Here is a 16,597-nt window from a genome sequence, read left to right on the forward strand (position 1 = left end):
TTTATGCCTCTTCTGCTTCACGAACAACGATGCGCAGCTTGCTGAATGGCTTCAGGATGCGCGTCGATTTACCACGACCGCGCGTATGGAAACGCTTCATCGTAATCGACTTGCCAACCGATGCCTCAGCAACGACGAGCGCGTCGACGTCGAGATCGTGGTTGTTTTCCGCATTGGCAATCGCTGATGCGAGAACCTTGCTGGCGTCGCGCGCCATTGCTTTGCGAGAAAACGCGAGGATGTTGAGAGCCTCTTCAGCTTTCTTACCGCGGATGAGCTCGGCAACGAGGTTGAGCTTTTGCGCAGACCCGCGAATTTGCGTGCCTACTGCGAGCGCTTCGTTGTCAGCAACGCGGCGGGGAGACTTTGCCTTACCCATTATCGCTTGCCCTTCTTGTCAGCCGCGTGACCGGGGAAGCTGCGCGTGGGCGCAAATTCACCAAGCTTGTGACCAACCATTTCTTCCGAAACAGCCACAGGGATAAACTTGTGACCGTTATAGACGTTGAATGTGAGCCCAACGAACTGCGGGAGAATTGTCGAACGACGCGACCAAGTTTTGATCGGCTTCGAGTTTCCAGCGTCCTGTGCCTCTTCTGCTTTCTTAAGCAGGCTGAGCTCGACAAACGGACCTTTCCAGACGGAACGTGCCATCGTGTCTTACCTCTTCTTCTTCGCGTGACGCGAACGGATAATCATCTTGTCCGTCTGCTTGTTCTTACGAGTGCGAGCACCCTTGGTCGGCTTGCCCCATGGTGTCACTGGGTGACGACCACCGGAGGTCCGGCCTTCACCACCACCGTGGGGGTGATCAACCGGGTTCTTCGCAACACCGCGTGTCAGTGGCCGGCGGCCCTTCCAACGGGTGCGGCCCGCTTTACCAAAGTTCTGGTTCTGGTTGTCAGGGTTAGAAACCGCGCCAACCGTGCCCATGCAATCGCTGCGAAGGTAACGCTGCTCACCTGAGTTCAGGCGAACGATTACCATGCCGCGGTCACGGCCAACAATCTGGACATAAGCGCCAGCAGAGCGAGCAATTTGACCGCCCTTCATTGGCTTCATTTCCACATTGTGACAGATCGTGCCCACTGGCATCTGACCCAGAAGCATGGCGTTACCAGGCTTCGTGTCGACCTTTTCACCGGCAATCACGCTATCGCCAACGGCGAGGCGTTGTGGTGCAATGATGTAGGCAAGCTCGCCGTCTTCATACTTCAAAAGCGCGATGAAAGCGGTACGGTTAGGATCGTACTCAATCCGCTCAACCGTTGCAGCCATATCCCACTTGCGACGTTTGAAGTCGATGATGCGATACTTTTGCTTGTGACCACCAGCGATACCGCGCGAGGTCACATGGCCTTTGTTGTTACGGCCACCGGTCTTGCGCTTACCTTCTGAGAGCGACTTGACCGGACCACCTTTGTGGAGACCAGTTTTGTCGACCAGAATAAGGCCGCGGCGTGCCGGGCTTGTCGGGTTGTAATTCTTAAGTGCCATTAGCCGACCTGCTCAGTGATATCGATCATTTCGCCTTCGGCGAGACGCACCACTGCTTTCTTGAAATCGGAACGCTTGTAGGGCTTGCCCCGCCAGCGCTTGGTTTTGCCTTTAATAAGGATGGTGTTCACCGAGACGACTTTCGTCGAATAGATGGCTTCCACCGCTTCCTTGATCTGCGGCTTGGTCGCGTCGTTTGCCACTTTGAACACCACGGCGTTAGCCTCAGAAGCCATAGTAGACTTCTCAGTGATGTGAGGGGCAACGATCACGTCATAGTGCCGCGCGTCGATCGCATCTTTTTTAGCCATTGAAGCGCGCCTCCAGCTTAGCGACCGCATCCTTGGTAAGGACGAGCGTGTCGTGGTTGAGAATGTCGTAGACGTTCGCACCAGCAGCCGGCATCACATTGATACCGATGAGGTTGTTTGCAGCGCGGGCAAAACCAGCGTCCACAGCTTCACCGTCGATCACAAGGACTTTGCCAGCAAAGCCGTGCTTGTCGAGGTGACCTTTAAGAGCCTGTGTCTTGGCATCTTTAAGAGCGAGGCTGTCAACAACAACCAGACCGTCTTTCGCTTTGGTCGAAAGAGCCATCTTCAAGCCGAGCGCACGAACTTTCTTGTTCAGCGACTGGTTAAAGTCACGCTTGCGCGCTCCGTGGGCCTTACCACCACCGATAAAGATCGGAGCTTTGCGGTCACCGTGACGGGCGGTACCACCACCCTTTTGGTTGCCGAACTTCTTGCCCGTGCGAGCAACGTCAGAACGCTCACGCGTTGGACGTGCGGTGCCGCGGCGATTTTCAAGCTGCCATGTGACAACACGGTGCAGGATGTCAGCGCGTGGCTCAACACCGAAAACGGCATCGTTGAGCTCAATATCGCCGGACGCCTTGCCGTCGAGTTTTTGGACCTTCACCTTCATGGTTTAGCCCTCCTTATTTTCGTCAGCTGCAGGAGCGTCAGCGGCAGGCGCTTCAGCTTCTGGAGCAGGTGCGGCTTCTTCAACGACTGGAGCAGCAGCTTCGACGACAGCACCCGGGAACGGGAGATCGTCAGAATGCTTAAGCTTCACGGCGTCGCGAACGAGGAGCCAGCCATTCTTCGAACCAGGGACAGAGCCCTTGATGAAGAGAAGACCGCGATCAGCGTCCGTGCGAACCACTTCGAGGTTCTGCTGCGTGCGCTGACGGTCACCCATGTGACCAGCCATCTTCTTGCCTTTAAAGACGCGACCCGGATCCTGACGGTTACCCGTCGAACCGTGTGAACGGTGAGAGATCGAAACACCGTGGGTTGCACGAAGACCGCCGAAACCCCAGCGCTTCATAGCCCCAGCAAAACCCTTACCTTGGGTATGCCCGGTGATGTCGACTTTTTGGCCATCCACAAAGTGCTCTGCGCTGATGAGAGCGCCGACAGGTACGAGACCGTCTTCGCCTTCCACGCGGAACTCAGCCATGCGGGCTTTGAGACCAACGCCGGCTTTCGCGAAATGCTCGCGCTGCGGCTTGTTTACGTTCTTTTGTTTTGCTTCGCCTGCACCAAGCTGAACAGCGAAGTAGCCGTCCGTATCTTGTGTGCGGTGGGAAACGACCTGGCAGTCTTCCAGCGAAAGAACAGTCACGGGCACGTGCTGTCCATCCTCCTGGAAGAGGCGGGTCATCCCAACCTTTTTCGCGATCACGCCAGTGCGCATCGTCGTGTACTCCTTACAGAGGCACCCTTGAGACCATCCCAAAGGTGCGTGCCAACCCAAATTTTTTACCTGAGCCCCGTCTGGGCTGATGCTCTCCAGGTCAAATGACCTTTTGAGCGAGACGGAGGACTCAGCCCGGAATTTCCGGCGGTATCCAATTGTCCGAGAGCCTAGCTCTCTAACTCGTCATCCCGGCGAAGGCCGGGATCCAGAACCCAAAGTGGGACGATGCCACTCTGGACCCCGGCCTTCGCCGGGGTGACGCTCACGTGTTAAGCGAGCTTAATCTCAACGTTCACGCCAGCAGCAAGATCGAGCTTCATAAGCGCGTCGACCGTCTGGGCGTTTGGCTGCACAATGTCCAGCAAACGTTTGTATGTGCGAACTTCGAACTGCTCACGCGACTTTTTGTCGATGTGCGGACCGCGGTTCACAGTGAATTTTTCAATGCGCGTTGGCATGGGAATGGGGCCACGAATAAGAGCACCCGTACGACGAGCTGTATCTGCGATTTCGCCAGTTGCCTGATCGAGAACGCGGTGGTCGAACGCCTTAAGGCGAATACGGATATTCTGTGCTTCCATTACCTACTACCAATGCGAAAGAGCCAAGGAACGTGTCTCGGGGGAAACCCGCTCCCAAAAATAAAAAGACCGCCCTTATCCGGATTGTCCGGCCAGGGGTGGTCCCATGAAATTCGTTACATCAGCAACGGAATCGCTGACGAGTTGGCGCGCGTATATCGGGGACGTTGGATTCTGGCAACCCCAAAAGACCGCCAAAGCATATCTGTCACAAAACACGCATCAACTGGGCCACACCAACGGCATTCGCTGATGGAATGGTCCTTACATAATAAGAGGCCCGGCGCACTTTCGTGAGCCGGGCCTCATTATCTCGTAATCGTTCCGAGGAACGAAGCCGAATTAGGCGGTGATTTTCGCCACAACGCCTGAACCAACGGTACGGCCGCCTTCACGGATAGCGAAGCGCAGACCTTCGTCCATAGCGATCGGTGCGATCAGCTTGACGTTGATGGTCACGTTGTCGCCAGGCATAACCATTTCCGTGCCCTCTGGGAGGATCACTTCACCGGTTACGTCAGTCGTACGGAAGTAGAACTGCGGACGGTAGTTTGCGAAGAATGGCGTGTGACGGCCACCCTCGTCCTTTGAAAGAACGTAAACTTCTGCCGAGAATTCTGTGTGCGGGCTAACCGAACCAGGCTTACAAAGAACCTGACCACGCTCAATTTCGTCACGTGCAACGCCGCGAACCAGAGCACCGATGTTATCGCCAGCTTCACCGCTGTCGAGAAGCTTACGGAACATTTCAACGCCGGTAACGGTCGTTTTCGCAGTGTCTTTGATACCAACGATTTCAACTTCGTCGCCAACGTTCACAACGCCGGTCTCAACGCGGCCGGTCACAACCGTACCACGACCAGAGATCGAGAACACGTCCTCGATTGGCATGAGGAAGTCTTTGTCGACCGGACGGTCAGGCTGCGGAATGTAGGTGTCTACAGCTTCCATCAGTTCCTTGATCGAGTTTTCGCCGATTTCAGGATCACGACCTTCAAGAGCAGCCAAAGCTGAACCCTTAACGATTGGAATCTCGTCGCCGTCAAAGCCGTACTCGCTCAGCAGTTCGCGAACTTCGAGTTCAACCAGCTCGAGGATTTCTTCGTCGTCAACCTGGTCAACTTTGTTCATGTAAACAACGAGCTGTGGAACGCCAACCTGACGCGCAAGCAGGATGTGCTCACGAGTTTGTGGCATAGGACCGTCAGCTGCGTTCACAACGAGGATCGCGCCGTCCATTTGCGCTGCACCAGTGATCATGTTTTTCACATAGTCAGCGTGGCCTGGGCAATCGACGTGTGCGTAGTGACGTGCGTCAGTTTCATACTCAACGTGCGCCGTTGAGATGGTGATGCCGCGCTCACGCTCTTCTGGAGCTTTATCGATGTTACCGAAGTCAACAGCAGAACCCTGAACCTTGGTGATTGCCGCGGTCAGAGTGGTTTTGCCGTGGTCAACGTGACCGATGGTGCCGACGTTTACGTGCGGCTTATTACGCTCAAACTTTTCCTTCGCCATTTCTCTAAAAACCTTCTTGTCTAAATTTCATTGTTAGCGGGGAGAAAACGGCGCCCGCATCAACGTGGCGCCGCCCATAGATTGTGTTGCTCGCTTAAGCAAGCTTCTCCTTGACCTCTTGCGCCACAGCTTGTGGCACTTCTTCGTAGTGGCTGAACTGCATGGTGTATTGCGCGCGCCCTTGGGTGAAGGAACGCAGCTCGTTCACGTAGCCGAACATGTTTGCCAGCGGCACGAATGCTTCGACAGCTTGTGCGTTACCGCGGCTGTCTGTGCCTTGGATTTGACCACGACGAGAGTTCATATCGCCGATCACATCGCCGAGGTAGTCCTCAGGAGTGACAACTTCAACCTTCATCACTGGCTCAAGCAGCTTGATGCCGCCACGTTCTGCAGCTTCGCGCATTGCGCCTTTACCGCAGATTTCGAACGCCACGGTGGACGAGTCGACATCGTGATACGCGCCGTCAAATACGTGGATCGTGAAGTCGATGATCGGGAAGCCGATGAGATAGCCGCTGTCGGCTTGCTCACGGATACCTTTTTCAAGCGACGGGATGTATTCCTTCGGAATGTTACCGCCTTTGATGGAGTCTTCGAACACGATGCCCTGACCACGCTCACCAGGGATGAACTTGGCTTTAGCACGCGCGAACTGACCGGTACCACCAGATTGCTTCTTGTGGGTGTAGTCGACTTCGATCTCACGGCCGAGCGATTCACGGTAAGCCACCTGCGGCGCACCAACGTTCGCTTCCACCTTGAACTCGCGCTTCATACGATCAACGAGAATGTCGAGGTGAAGCTCGCCCATGCCCTTGATGATCGTCTGACCGCTTTCGTGGTCGGTGGTGACGCGGAAGCTGGGGTCTTCAGCCGCAAGGCGGTTGAGGGCAACACCCATCTTCTCTTGGTCAGCCTTGGTCTTAGGCTCAACGGAAAGCTCGATCACGGGATCGGGGAATTCCATACGCTCAAGAATGATCGGCTTGGATGCATCACAAAGCGTATCACCAGTGGTGGTTTCTTTGAGACCTGCAATCGCCACGATATCGCCAGCAAACGCCTCATCAATGTCCTCACGGTCATTGGAGTGCATAAGCAGCATGCGGCCGATTTTCTCTTTCTTGGCCTTCACCGAGTTCAGAACCGAACCCTTGGTGAGGTGCCCGGAATAGATGCGCGTGAAGGTGAGCGAGCCCACGAATGGGTCGTTCATGATCTTAAAAGCAAGTGCGGAGAACGGTTCGTCATCTGATGATGGACGTGTCTCTTCTTCGTCACTATCAGGCAGAACACCTTTAATGGCATCCACGTCGAGAGGCGAAGGCATGTAATCGATGACAGCGTCGAGCAGAGGCTGAACGCCTTTGTTCTTAAACGCCGAACCACACAGAACAGGCACAAACGCTTGCTCAAGCGTACCCTTACGGATGAGCGCTTTGAGTTCCTGCGCAGATGGCTCATTGCCTTCGAGATACGCTTCCATCGCGTCATCGTCTTGCTCAACAGCAAGCTCGATCAGCTTCTCACGATACTCAGCCGCTTCGTCAGCCATATCGTCAGGGATCGGGCCAAACTCATACGAAGCACCCAAGTCTTCGTTGGTCCAAGTGATCGCGCGGTTGTTGACAAGGTCAACCAGACCAATGAGCGAGCTCTCAATGCCGATCGGGAGATACAGCACAGCAGGCGTCGCACCCAGACGATCGATGATCGACTGAACGCAATATTTGAAGTCAGCGCCGGTGCGGTCCAATTTATTGATGAAGCACATCCGAGGCACGGAGTACTTGTCCGCTTGGCGCCAAACTGTTTCGGATTGTGGTTCAACACCAGCAACACCGTCAAAGCAGGCTACCGCGCCGTCGAGCACGCGAAGGCTCCGCTCAACTTCAATGGTGAAGTCAACGTGGCCCGGAGTGTCGATGATGTTGATGCGGTGCTTTGGCGTGTTTGCGCGCAGTTCAGCTGGATCACCCATCACGTCCATCGTGGGATCTTCAGGGTTCCAGAAACAGGTCGTTGCAGCAGACGTGATCGTAATCCCGCGCTCCTGCTCTTGTTCCATCCAGTCCATCGTCGCGCCGCCATCGTGGACTTCGCCGATTTTGTAGGACTTACCAGTGTAGTACAAAATACGCTCGGTAGTCGTAGTCTTACCAGCATCAATGTGCGCCATGATGCCGATATTGCGATAGCGCTCCAGCGGATATTCGCGGGCCATGTGCAATTCCTTAAAAAACGAGGGGGCCGCCGGATAAGCGGTCAGCGCCCCATATAGTTACGAATGTGACAACCCCAAGACGTTCGCCTCGCGGTTTCCACAATCACCTTACCAACGGTAGTGCGAGAAGGCGCGGTTAGCATCCGCCATGCGGTGCGTATCTTCACGCTTCTTCACAGCGTTCCCGCGGTTGTTGGCTGCATCCATCAGCTCACCCGACAAACGAGCGCTCATGGTGGTCTCTGGACGCGAACGCGCCGCACCGATCAGCCAGCGAATAGCCAGCGCCTGAGCCCGCTCATCGCGAACCTCAACCGGCACCTGATATGTAGCACCACCAACACGGCGTGAGCGAACCTCAACCTGCGGCTTTACGTTGTTCAAAGCGTCATGGAACAGCTGCACAGGATCCGCTTTGGCTTTCGCCTCAACCGCATCAAGGGCTGTGTACACGATACCTTCTGCAACGGCTTTCTTACCGTCGAGCATAAGGTTGTTCATGAACTTTGAGAGAACCTGATCACCAAACTTGGGATCGGGAAGGATAACCCGCTTTTCGGGCCTACGACGACGTGACATACATTTAAACTCCTTCGGAGTGCGGCACCGGCCCTCTCCACCCTAATCCGTTTCCGCCCTTCCACCCGGAATTTTACCGTGGTGATGGAAGGGCGCGGGAGAGGCCCGCCGCCGCGTCAAACTTATTTCGGGCGTTTCGCGCCGTACTTCGAGCGGGATTGCTTGCGGTCCTTGACCCCTTGCGTATCGAGCACGCCGCGAAGGACGTGGTAGCGAACGCCGGGAAGGTCGCGCACACGGCCACCGCGGATAAGCACAACGGAGTGCTCTTGCAGGTTGTGACCTTCGCCCGGAATATAAGAGATGACCTCACGGCTGTTGGTGAGGCGAACCTTGGCCACTTTACGCAAAGCGGAGTTCGGTTTCTTCGGGGTCGTCGTATAGACGCGTGTGCAAACGCCGCGCTTTTGCGGGTTCTGCTCCATAGCAGGGACCTTAGACTTGGCCTTCTGCGGAGTGCGGCCCTTGCGGACCAGCTGGTTGATAGTTGGCATAAGTTACTCTTCACCTGTTTGGCGTTCAAAGGCACCGGAGATGAAGAGAAGCAGTATCGTGCGAAAACCGTTCGTCCTGGGCTTGTCGAAGGATGAACCCTTCAGCCAAGGACCGGCTTGCACGAGCCTGAAACGCTCCACCCAGCACAGTCAAAGCACCGGATTACTTTGCCGACCCATTTACCATGGAGATGAATGGAGCCGCCAATGTTCAGCTCAATTGTGAGTTAGGGGAGCGCCAAAGCGAGCCCTGCCCTCAGATGGGAGGGCGCTTAGGGGGTTTCTTTGGTGGGGTCAAGGGTTGAGAACTCACTCGTAATTTTCGGGCGGGATGCCCGGGTCGTACGATCCCATCAAATCTTCGAGGGTCATGATACCGGTTCGCGGTCTAAAGTCGCTATTCTTGAGCTGCCAACCGTCAAACGCTGACACTTTAAAGAACTTCGGATCTGTTCGGTAAAACTCGACATCGCTGTTTGAAAGCTCTTGGTAGAGCCCACCAGGGTCACGGGAAGTGCCAATCTTCTGGAAGGCGGAGTCGCTGTCCCACCCCTTTCGTTCAACCTCATAGATTGGGAGCCACGCAGCGGTTGCCAAAGGTAAACGCCGATAGCGTCTACGCATCGACTGAATCTCGAGAGAGAATAGGCCTTTGCTTCGTCCATGCATAAGCATGAGATCGACTAGCTCATTGGAGATCACGTAGGCAGCCGAGCAGACCTGTTTCCCAACCTTTACGTTCAGGAAAATCGCTGCGTAGAGAAACCACAACAAACTACCCACGTCATTACGACGAGCTGTCGTCTTAATGCCCCAAGATAGTATCCGTCTCACATCAGAGCTTACCGGCTTACGGCGCCAGATACCCAAGAGAAGTGGAAACACCCAACGCGCTTGATGCGGCGCAGCCAACAAGAGCCTCTGCAGATACTCGCGAACAAGGTCTTGTTCAGCATTCTTTGCCAGCGCTTTAGCGAAGCGTTTGAGAGCATAGCCTAAGACGTTGGCGTCGCTTCGCGCGCTGACTTGTTTATAGAGTATCTCGAAGAAATGCTCGACGAAGGATTTGCCGCGTTGATTTCTGACTATGTCGAAGTCCCTTTGGAAATACGCGGGCGCAAACTCCAATCCCTCGCTAATCTGGGTTTTAAAATCATTCAATTGTAGCTCGTAACGCGTAAGAACCCGAACGAAACGGGATTGAGCCTCCTCAGCCTCACCGAGATCCATGACTCCAAACTGATAGTCGTCGATGTTGTGAAAAATCTGATTGGAAGACAGGCCTGAGCTGGCTGAACATAGTTCTGCATCGAGGCGTGAAAGGATTAACTCGGAGATTATGCGTGATGTGTCTGGTCCAATAGGCAAACCGATCGTTTGACGTTGATTGCAATTACGAGCGAACCTATCGAGATGCGCGCTCCAGTGATTGCCAAGCGTGTTATTGCTAAACCGTCGCTTTGCCTCTTTCTTGCCGAGAACCGCCCAAGGAATTGCGTGTGTGTATATCGAACCGTAGAATCGATTGATATCGAGGGAGAGAATAACGGGATAGGCGCTTGCCAAGTGACGTTGCGCGGTGCGTTTTGAGCTTAGACTTACAGCCTCAATTGCCCGCCCATCTGCCGACCGCTTCGGAAACTTTGGACGCGCACCAGACGAAGAACTAAGCCGATTGGTCGCGACGATGTCTGACCAGTTCTGCGCAATATGCCTACTCAATAAGAAGTAATTTACGGGGTTAATGACCCCAAACTTCCTAAGTGTCCCACGAAATGTGGCACCGTCGAAAAATATAGTTTCTCCTGCATAACCATTTCCTGGGCTAAACGTAGTTCGGACCTTAGAAAAATTCGACGTTTGAAAAGGAGGTGGAAGCTCCGTCGCGTAAAAGCCCCTGTCCAACAAACGAATAAGACGACTTGTTTCGGTCATTGTTACCCCTTCAGACCAAACTGATAGACAAGTCTGCGAATAGTTAAAGTCAACACCGCATTTTCCTACACGCAAATAATCTGCAATCTCCCCCGGTCCTTAGTTTGTTTTCGCCCTCAAGCGCCGGGCGCGACGCATCCGCGTCGCTTGGCTACGGCCTAACGTCCGGCGTGCGGTCGCGCTTGCGGTCGGCTCGCAAGGTCACGAAACAGCCCACCCCCAGCCCCTCCCGCACGCGGGAGGGGAGCCATGTTGCGCCCTTCTTCACCCCTCCCGCCTGCGGGAGGGGCAGTGGGACTTGGGAGCTTGCTCCCTAGCCGCAGCGGGGTGGGCCTTCTCACGGTCGATGTAGGGTTTGCCGCGCCTGCAGCGTCTGTCTCGCCCACCGCTAACCGCTGGCCCCACGAGCCTTCTACGACTCCCCGCAAGCGGGAGGGGGATGCTTCAGCGCGCGCCGCCCCTCCCCTAGCCCCTCCCCTAAAGAGGAGGGGCACTTCTTGGCGCTGGTTCAGCGCGGAGCGCCGCAAGGGCGACCGCCCGCAGCAGGGCGGAAGCAAATGCGCAGGCCGTCTAGCGAGGGAGTCGAAGACGGGCGAAGCCCACCCTCGCCCGGATGGGCGAGCATAAAACAAACACTCCCTCCTCCTCCACACAAACAATTTTCCTACACGCCGAGATTGTGTTCAATACCCTCGCGCTATGCCCCGCCCCGAAGACCCATTTGACGAGCCCTTTGACCCCGCAGACCTGCCAGAGCCCTTTGCCGACTACCTAGAAGAACAGCGCGAACGCGATGACCACTCATATGGCCCTTCACACGGCCCATCTCCAGGCGACCCCACCATCTGCACAAGGGCAACAGAGCGCCAAGCGACCTCGGCAGTTGCGCATATCGGCTTGCCGCCGGACCCTGACGATCCGCTGCTTCAGTTTGAGCCCTATCGCCACAAACGCCCGCGCGCGAACTCGATCACTCCGGATTTGCAGCGCGCCTTTGTCGCGCATCTCGCGGCAACAGGCCTCGTGACCTCCGCAGCGCTCGCCATCGGAAAGTCGATGGAGGCGCTGTATAAGCTGCGCAAAATGCCGGGGGCGCAAGGGTTTGCCGAGGCCTGGGATGAGGCGGCGCGGTGGGGTATCTTGCGGTTGGAGGATTGCGCGATTGAACGCGCAATGGCGCAAGGGCTTTACAACACGCGCGCCAATTCGATGCTGGCATTCGTGCTCAGCCATCGCCGCGCCGAATGGGTCGATGTAAGCGACCTTGACGCGGGGCATCCCGTCTATGAAGCTATTCGGCGTGAGGTTTTGGAAGAGTTGGGGCGAGAGCCTGATCCGGCCTCAGGGGATTAAGGCGCGGGATTGCAGCGCGCTTCAGCTTTCCGCATCACCCTCAAAAACCGCCAGTTCATGCGGCTGGAGGTTCCCCATAATGCCGTATCGCGCGGTCTTGATATCGCTTTTGAGGATCTTGCCCGGATTGCCTGCAACAACGCTGCGCGCGGGCACGTCTGCCGTAACCACAGTTCCCGCCGCGATAACGCAATGGTCTCCGATGGTTACTCCGGGCAGGATGATCGCGCCCGCTCCAAGGAAGCAGTTGGAGCCGATGTAGGTGCTGACATGCTCGCGCTTGACGAAATCGTGGGTGAAGATGTGCACACCGGGCGTCACGATGGTGTAGTCGCCGATGTGAACGCCCTTGGGGTGGGTGTAGTCGAGGTTGGCCTTGCGCGAGATGCGCACGCCCTCGCCGATGGTCATGCCCCAGATGCGGCGCAGGTAAGCGCGGGTGATCCCTTGGCGGGCGACGTAAAGCTGGGTGCGGATTTTCGCGAGCATTCTTGTGTGATGACCCCTAAAGCGCGCCCTATTCGCCGCGCAGCTTGCCGTACCAATAGACGTCGCACATGCCAATGTGTGTTGCGTCATGCTCGCGGAAATGCGCCTCGCGGGTAAAGCCAAGGCTTTCGAGAAGGCGCACCGAGGGAGTGTTGCGGGTGTCGACTTCGGCGGTGAGCTTGCGAGCGCCCTCAGACCAAAGCTGAGCGATCAGCGCTTGCGCGCACTCGCCCGCAATCCCCTGCCCTTGCGCGTGCATTGCGACGATATAGCCGATCTCGAACACCGGCCCCTTGCCGTCATTCGTACCGTGACCGGGTACTGCGACAAAGCGGCCAACCACTTCACCATCAGCATCCTCAGCGATCCAAGTGCGGCCATTCCAATCAGGGTCCGCGAACCAGCCCCACAGCTCCTCTTCGCTCTCAAACTTTGGCCGGGTCAGGTACAGAGCCTGCTCTTCATCCGCCATTGTCGGGAACATCGCCGCCTCATCCCCGCGCTTCAATGAGCGCATGGTAAAGCGGTTGGTCTTTAGCGTTGGGACTTCAACCATCGGTCAGGAACTTAACCAGCGCCTTCACCTTTTTGGAGCGCCACTGCGGCACCGGCGCAACCAGCCAATAGGCGCGCTTGCTCTCCACCGGCTCATCCAGCTTTTCCAGCCGGCCATCGGCCAAGGCGCGCTCAACCAATGCGAGCGGCAACACCGTGCGGCCCATGCCGGCCAGCGCCGAACTCATCGCCTGGCCAGCACTGCTGGTCTTCACACAAGCGCTGATTTCCGGGTCGAGCCCAGCCTCAGGCCAATCAATCCATGCATCACGTGCACCGGGAGCTGCCACGCTCACCTGTAAAGCAGGAGCCAATTGCACGCCCTGAAGCTCCCCCGGCCCCGCAATAAAGCGGATCGCCAAATCCAAATTCGCCTCGGTAAAATCGGACGCCTCATCAGGTGCAAGGATGTATTGCACTCCCGGCGTTGACGCCTGAAACGGAGCAATCCGAGGCGCCAACCACGAGGCATAAAATTCGCGCGGGGCAGCAATGGTGTAGCGGTCACTCGACTGCCCCATTTGCATCGCCGACACGCTCTCTTCAAATCGCAAGAACCCCTCACGCAAGGGATCAAGTCCAGCTTCACCCTCAGGTGTCAGCTCTAAGCCTTTGGACGTGCGCCGGAACAGCACAACGCCAAGGTGATCTTCAAGGGCGCGGATCTGCTGACCCACGGCGGCAGGGGTCACGGCAAGTTCGTCAGCGGCCCGCGTAAAGGACAAGTGCCGAGCCGCCGCATCGTATACGCGCAGGGCGTTCAAAGGAAGATGAGTGCGTTTCACAAGACGCGGCTTAAGCCGCCATTGCATCTACTGCAAGATGACTGAACGAAACGCCTTGTTTGGTTTGCCTAGGAAAAGCTTTTCAACGCCCGTCCGCGCTCAGCGTTCTGCGGTTTCTGGCGCAGCGAGTGGAAAGAACGGGATGCGCACTTCCATCGAGGTGCCATCCGCCTTTGAGAAAGTATAAAATCCTTCCATCGACCCATGTGTCGTCGTGAGCGGGCAGCCGGAGACGTAATCATGGGTTTGGCCCGGCGAAAGCAGTGGTTGTTCACCCACAACGCCTTCACCATCGACGTGGTTTACCATGCCGCGCGCATCAGTGATTCGCCAATGCCGGGTCAAAAGCTTCACTTCCTCGTGAGAGCCGTTCTCGATGCGAATATGATAGACCCAGAACCACTTACCCGCCTCCGGATGTGATTGCTCCGGCAGAAAATTGACCGCGACGCGCACGGTAATACCATCAGTGGTGGCTGCGTGTTGGAAGAGTTCTTTCATATCGATTCTCAAGCTAACGTGCGCTTGTCTGCCTCACAAGAGTATCAATGCAGAAAATCCCCTTAGTATCCCATGAATGAGGAAATAGCTGTTGCTGGAAACGGAACGGCTGCAGGATTGGCGGTGTTACTGAGAAAGGAGGAGGCCGGTATGGGCACACATCGAAGCGCCCCGCCACGTTGGCTGGACATCTCGTATAATTCGATCCCCGAAAGCGGACTTTCGGATGGCGGCCCCGAAGACGGCATTGAGCCGCCGCATTCTTTCCCGAGCTTACGTAAGCCTCTTGCTCTTGGGTCTACGGCGCATTGCTAAGCGCTCAATCCGCTGTGAACGAACGGTCTCGGCTAACTTGGCGTGTACCTCCGACAGCTCATCCGAAAGCGCTCCGACCTTCCTGTCAATCAATTCGTTGATCGCAGCTTTTTCTGCCCTTCGCTCCTTAATGATGGTCTTAGCGCGCGCCAGCGGGTCAGAAAGTTCCTTAAGCACAATCCTTTCATCGCGATTGACCAGGCTACCGTCATGACGCGGCGTGACTAGGAGCCATCCGACAACTTCATTGGCATCATCATTGGCTTTCAGCGGCATGCGGAACAAGAAGATCGGATCATTTTTTGCGATAGAGAATCCCTTGGGACCGCTCGTAGGTTCCCAGTTTTCAGCCCAGTCAGCCACTGCCTGCGCATCCACTTCGTGCGTTTTCAGGACCGTGCGCCCATCGCTGTCAAGGATGGCCGCACCCTTGGCATAGACTGCCGGAACAATGCGCTTCAATGCTGCGTCAAGCAGATCATCAAGAGTGGCCGTGTGGCGCATATCGCGCATCGTCTCGGGCAAATCGTCGCGCAGGCTCACCAGCTTCTTCTGAAAGCGCCTGTCCGACCAACGCACCAGCGCGGCGTGCATCGGCCCTAGGCATACAGCGGCGAGCGCCGCCGCGATTCCATAGGAGATAGCCCCCAGATCGTCCCCCAGATATGCGCGCCCTGCAAAGTTGATCGCGCGTTCAACAATGAAAAAGCCGATGCCGAGAAACACAGTGGTCAGCACATAGGTCGTCGTCCGGCCCATCACGACATCAGCGTCGTAAAGGCGATAGCGCAGCAGCGCGATCAATATGCCAATCGGCATGGCAAGCGGCGCACCATTCCCAAGAACCTGGCGCAATATGTAGAGAATGCCGCTGACCCAATTGAGCTGCGCGCCGGGAAATGCGCTGTCCATGAAATAGCCGAGCTGTCGCACAAGTACGGAGAGGATGATCCCGAAGGCCATGACCGAGAAGCCCAGAAACACCCATCGGAATTGCTGACGCGATGCGGGATCCTGCTCACGCCGGTATTTGAGCCCGATCTCGACTGCCACCATCAACAAGATCATCGGAACGGGAAGCGTCAGCCAGCCCGGCCAGTTCATAAGCTGTGCGATCCCACCCAGGGTCGCAGAGAAGACTATGAGTGCCGCAATCACCAGCGATGCAGGGCCGCGGGTTCGCCCGTTCGGAAAAATAAGTAAGCCTAGCAAGACCAAGATCAGCGGCAGCGAATCCCGCAAGACGGCAACAAAAGCCGGCAGATAATCGCGCAAGAAAGCTTCGAACGGAAATAGGGCCATAAACAGGAAGCCTGCGGCCAGAAACTGCGGCACGACCTCCTGTCGTCGGCGGAACATCAGGATCGCCACCACCATGAAGGCTATCTGGGCCAGAAAGTTGAGCGTGATGTTCAACCGGTAGTAGTTGGGTAGGGTGAATATGCCGCCCAGCGTCGTGACACCGTTGGCTTGCGAGCGGGTCAGGGTCGCCGACTGGCTGACACCGTCGGCGCCCTCGAAATCCAAAGTGGCCGTCCCGCCTTCCTCGGTGCGGTCGAATGCCTCCATCATCTCGGCATAGGAAAGGCCGGAAAGCTCCGTGCCATTGATCGCGGTGATGATGTCGTCCTGCTCGATCCCCTGCGCGACAGCCTCATCGGTGCCGACCTGAAAGACGGAAAGTCCATCGCCCGTATCGGACAGGTTTGCGCCAATGCCCGCTTCGACCAGATTGACCCGGTCGACGTCGGCATAGCGGCTCGTTTCGTAATAGATGGCGAGCGGGTAAAGGACGGCGGCCAGCGCGATCCAGATGATCGTGTAGGCCTTCAGCCACTGGCCCTTTAGCGGCTTCAATTGAATACCACGCTTTTCGTCTCGCGGCTTTTGCGGTGCGCCACTGTGCTGGCTTGATTGAGACGTCAATTCGCAGTTCCCCCTAAAGCCGCCAACTTATGTTTAACTGTAAACACCCAAAGAGCAAATGAGCGGCTTGCCAGGTCGTAATGTCTATGTGCGCCCTCACTTCCAAAGCAGAATGCCCGCTATTGACGCACAATCCGC

General features: G+C 56.4%; 18 protein-coding genes. 1 reads left to right on the plus strand and 17 read right to left on the minus strand.

Annotated features, from left to right (window positions below):
• Window position 1: 1 nt before the first annotated feature.
• The 12 genes from rplV to AC0V61_RS00660 all read right to left on the minus strand — a co-directional run bounded on the left by rplV (window position 2) and on the right by AC0V61_RS00660 (window position 10,535).
• Window positions 2-379: a 50S ribosomal protein L22 gene (rplV, locus tag AC0V61_RS00605; protein ID WP_486155314.1), complete on the minus strand. Its 378-nt coding sequence runs from the start codon at window positions 377-379 to the stop codon at window positions 2-4.
• Complete coding sequence (gene rpsS, locus AC0V61_RS00610; RefSeq protein WP_486155315.1) at window positions 379-654, minus strand: 30S ribosomal protein S19; 276 nt, start codon at window positions 652-654, stop codon at window positions 379-381. Before rpsS ends, rplV begins: the two co-directional genes overlap by 1 nt.
• A 6-nt stretch (window positions 655-660) precedes the next feature.
• The gene (gene rplB, locus AC0V61_RS00615) at window positions 661-1,497 is read right to left on the minus strand and encodes a 50S ribosomal protein L2 (protein WP_486155316.1); all 837 of its coding nucleotides are present in this window, start codon (window positions 1,495-1,497) and stop codon (window positions 661-663) included.
• Window positions 1,497-1,808: a 50S ribosomal protein L23 gene (locus AC0V61_RS00620; RefSeq protein WP_486155317.1), complete on the minus strand. Its 312-nt coding sequence runs from the start codon at window positions 1,806-1,808 to the stop codon at window positions 1,497-1,499. Before AC0V61_RS00620 ends, rplB begins: the two co-directional genes overlap by 1 nt.
• Window positions 1,801-2,424 carry a 50S ribosomal protein L4 gene (gene rplD, locus AC0V61_RS00625; protein ID WP_486155318.1) on the minus strand — a complete coding sequence of 208 codons (624 nt, stop codon included), beginning with the start codon at window positions 2,422-2,424 and terminating at the stop codon, window positions 1,801-1,803. The genes AC0V61_RS00620 and rplD overlap by 8 nt, the downstream gene beginning before the upstream one ends.
• Window positions 2,425-2,427: 3 nt before the next feature.
• Complete coding sequence (gene rplC, locus AC0V61_RS00630) at window positions 2,428-3,198, minus strand: 50S ribosomal protein L3 (RefSeq protein ID WP_486155319.1); 771 nt, start codon at window positions 3,196-3,198, stop codon at window positions 2,428-2,430.
• Window positions 3,199-3,470: 272 nt separating this feature from the next.
• Window positions 3,471-3,782, minus strand: coding sequence for a 30S ribosomal protein S10 (gene rpsJ / locus AC0V61_RS00635; protein WP_006831877.1), 312 nt, complete (start codon window positions 3,780-3,782; stop codon window positions 3,471-3,473).
• Between the two features lie 342 nt (window positions 3,783-4,124).
• The gene (gene tuf, locus AC0V61_RS00640) at window positions 4,125-5,300 is read right to left on the minus strand and encodes an elongation factor Tu (protein WP_486155321.1); all 1,176 of its coding nucleotides are present in this window, start codon (window positions 5,298-5,300) and stop codon (window positions 4,125-4,127) included.
• A gap of 94 nt (window positions 5,301-5,394) precedes the next feature.
• A complete protein-coding gene (gene fusA / locus AC0V61_RS00645; RefSeq protein ID WP_486155322.1) occupies window positions 5,395-7,527 on the minus strand; it encodes an elongation factor G in 2,133 nt (710 codons plus the stop codon).
• Window positions 7,528-7,635: 108 nt separating this feature from the next.
• Window positions 7,636-8,106 carry a 30S ribosomal protein S7 gene (rpsG, locus tag AC0V61_RS00650; RefSeq protein ID WP_486155323.1) on the minus strand — a complete coding sequence of 157 codons (471 nt, stop codon included), beginning with the start codon at window positions 8,104-8,106 and terminating at the stop codon, window positions 7,636-7,638.
• Between the two features lie 122 nt (window positions 8,107-8,228).
• Window positions 8,229-8,600: a 30S ribosomal protein S12 gene (rpsL, locus tag AC0V61_RS00655; protein WP_034954477.1), complete on the minus strand. Its 372-nt coding sequence runs from the start codon at window positions 8,598-8,600 to the stop codon at window positions 8,229-8,231.
• A gap of 309 nt (window positions 8,601-8,909) precedes the next feature.
• Window positions 8,910-10,535 carry an RNA-directed DNA polymerase gene (locus AC0V61_RS00660; protein ID WP_486155324.1) on the minus strand — a complete coding sequence of 542 codons (1,626 nt, stop codon included), beginning with the start codon at window positions 10,533-10,535 and terminating at the stop codon, window positions 8,910-8,912.
• Window positions 10,536-11,234: 699 nt separating this feature from the next.
• Between AC0V61_RS00660 and AC0V61_RS00665 the strand changes: the two genes are divergently transcribed.
• On the plus strand, window positions 11,235-11,888 hold the full coding sequence (locus AC0V61_RS00665) for a hypothetical protein (RefSeq protein ID WP_486155326.1): 654 nt from the start codon (window positions 11,235-11,237) through the stop codon (window positions 11,886-11,888).
• A gap of 21 nt (window positions 11,889-11,909) precedes the next feature.
• Here AC0V61_RS00665 and AC0V61_RS00670 read toward each other — a convergent pair whose 3' ends face one another.
• From AC0V61_RS00670 to AC0V61_RS00690, 5 genes are all read right to left on the minus strand, one after another.
• The gene (locus AC0V61_RS00670) at window positions 11,910-12,377 is read right to left on the minus strand and encodes an acyltransferase (RefSeq protein ID WP_486155327.1); all 468 of its coding nucleotides are present in this window, start codon (window positions 12,375-12,377) and stop codon (window positions 11,910-11,912) included.
• Window positions 12,378-12,405: 28 nt separating this feature from the next.
• The gene (locus AC0V61_RS00675) at window positions 12,406-12,933 is read right to left on the minus strand and encodes a GNAT family N-acetyltransferase (RefSeq protein ID WP_486155328.1); all 528 of its coding nucleotides are present in this window, start codon (window positions 12,931-12,933) and stop codon (window positions 12,406-12,408) included.
• Window positions 12,926-13,717 carry a LysR family transcriptional regulator gene (locus tag AC0V61_RS00680; protein WP_486155329.1) on the minus strand — a complete coding sequence of 264 codons (792 nt, stop codon included), beginning with the start codon at window positions 13,715-13,717 and terminating at the stop codon, window positions 12,926-12,928. Before AC0V61_RS00680 ends, AC0V61_RS00675 begins: the two co-directional genes overlap by 8 nt.
• A 99-nt stretch (window positions 13,718-13,816) precedes the next feature.
• The gene (apaG, locus tag AC0V61_RS00685) at window positions 13,817-14,218 is read right to left on the minus strand and encodes a Co2+/Mg2+ efflux protein ApaG (protein ID WP_486155330.1); all 402 of its coding nucleotides are present in this window, start codon (window positions 14,216-14,218) and stop codon (window positions 13,817-13,819) included.
• A gap of 273 nt (window positions 14,219-14,491) precedes the next feature.
• Window positions 14,492-16,459 (minus strand): hypothetical protein, encoded by a 1,968-nt coding sequence (locus tag AC0V61_RS00690; protein WP_486155331.1) that lies wholly within the window; start codon window positions 16,457-16,459, stop codon window positions 14,492-14,494.
• Window positions 16,460-16,597 lie beyond the last annotated feature (138 nt).

It is taken from the genome of Erythrobacter sp. JB1-4 (assembly GCF_057365025.1).

What these genes read in the sequence shown, in the direction of transcription:
- rplV (WP_486155314.1), bottom strand. Translation starts at nt 379, where the DNA reads ATGGGTAAGGCAAAGTCTCCCCGCCGCGTTGCTGACAACGAAGCGCTC.
- fusA (WP_486155322.1), bottom strand. Translation starts at nt 7,527, where the DNA reads ATGGCCCGCGAATATCCGCTGGAGCGCTATCGCAATATCGGCATCATG.
- AC0V61_RS00670 (WP_486155327.1), bottom strand. Translation starts at nt 12,377, where the DNA reads ATGCTCGCGAAAATCCGCACCCAGCTTTACGTCGCCCGCCAAGGGATC.
- rplD (WP_486155318.1), bottom strand. Translation starts at nt 2,424, where the DNA reads ATGAAGGTGAAGGTCCAAAAACTCGACGGCAAGGCGTCCGGCGATATT.
- rpsJ (WP_006831877.1), bottom strand. Translation starts at nt 3,782, where the DNA reads ATGGAAGCACAGAATATCCGTATTCGCCTTAAGGCGTTCGACCACCGC.
- rpsS (WP_486155315.1), bottom strand. Translation starts at nt 654, where the DNA reads ATGGCACGTTCCGTCTGGAAAGGTCCGTTTGTCGAGCTCAGCCTGCTT.
- AC0V61_RS00675 (WP_486155328.1), bottom strand. Translation starts at nt 12,933, where the DNA reads ATGGTTGAAGTCCCAACGCTAAAGACCAACCGCTTTACCATGCGCTCA.
- rplB (WP_486155316.1), bottom strand. Translation starts at nt 1,497, where the DNA reads ATGGCACTTAAGAATTACAACCCGACAAGCCCGGCACGCCGCGGCCTT.
- rpsL (WP_034954477.1), bottom strand. Translation starts at nt 8,600, where the DNA reads ATGCCAACTATCAACCAGCTGGTCCGCAAGGGCCGCACTCCGCAGAAG.
- rpsG (WP_486155323.1), bottom strand. Translation starts at nt 8,106, where the DNA reads ATGTCACGTCGTCGTAGGCCCGAAAAGCGGGTTATCCTTCCCGATCCC.
- tuf (WP_486155321.1), bottom strand. Translation starts at nt 5,300, where the DNA reads ATGGCGAAGGAAAAGTTTGAGCGTAATAAGCCGCACGTAAACGTCGGC.
- rplC (WP_486155319.1), bottom strand. Translation starts at nt 3,198, where the DNA reads ATGCGCACTGGCGTGATCGCGAAAAAGGTTGGGATGACCCGCCTCTTC.
- AC0V61_RS00665 (WP_486155326.1), top strand. Translation starts at nt 11,235, where the DNA reads ATGCCCCGCCCCGAAGACCCATTTGACGAGCCCTTTGACCCCGCAGAC.
- AC0V61_RS00660 (WP_486155324.1), bottom strand. Translation starts at nt 10,535, where the DNA reads ATGACCGAAACAAGTCGTCTTATTCGTTTGTTGGACAGGGGCTTTTAC.
- AC0V61_RS00620 (WP_486155317.1), bottom strand. Translation starts at nt 1,808, where the DNA reads ATGGCTAAAAAAGATGCGATCGACGCGCGGCACTATGACGTGATCGTT.
- apaG (WP_486155330.1), bottom strand. Translation starts at nt 14,218, where the DNA reads ATGAAAGAACTCTTCCAACACGCAGCCACCACTGATGGTATTACCGTG.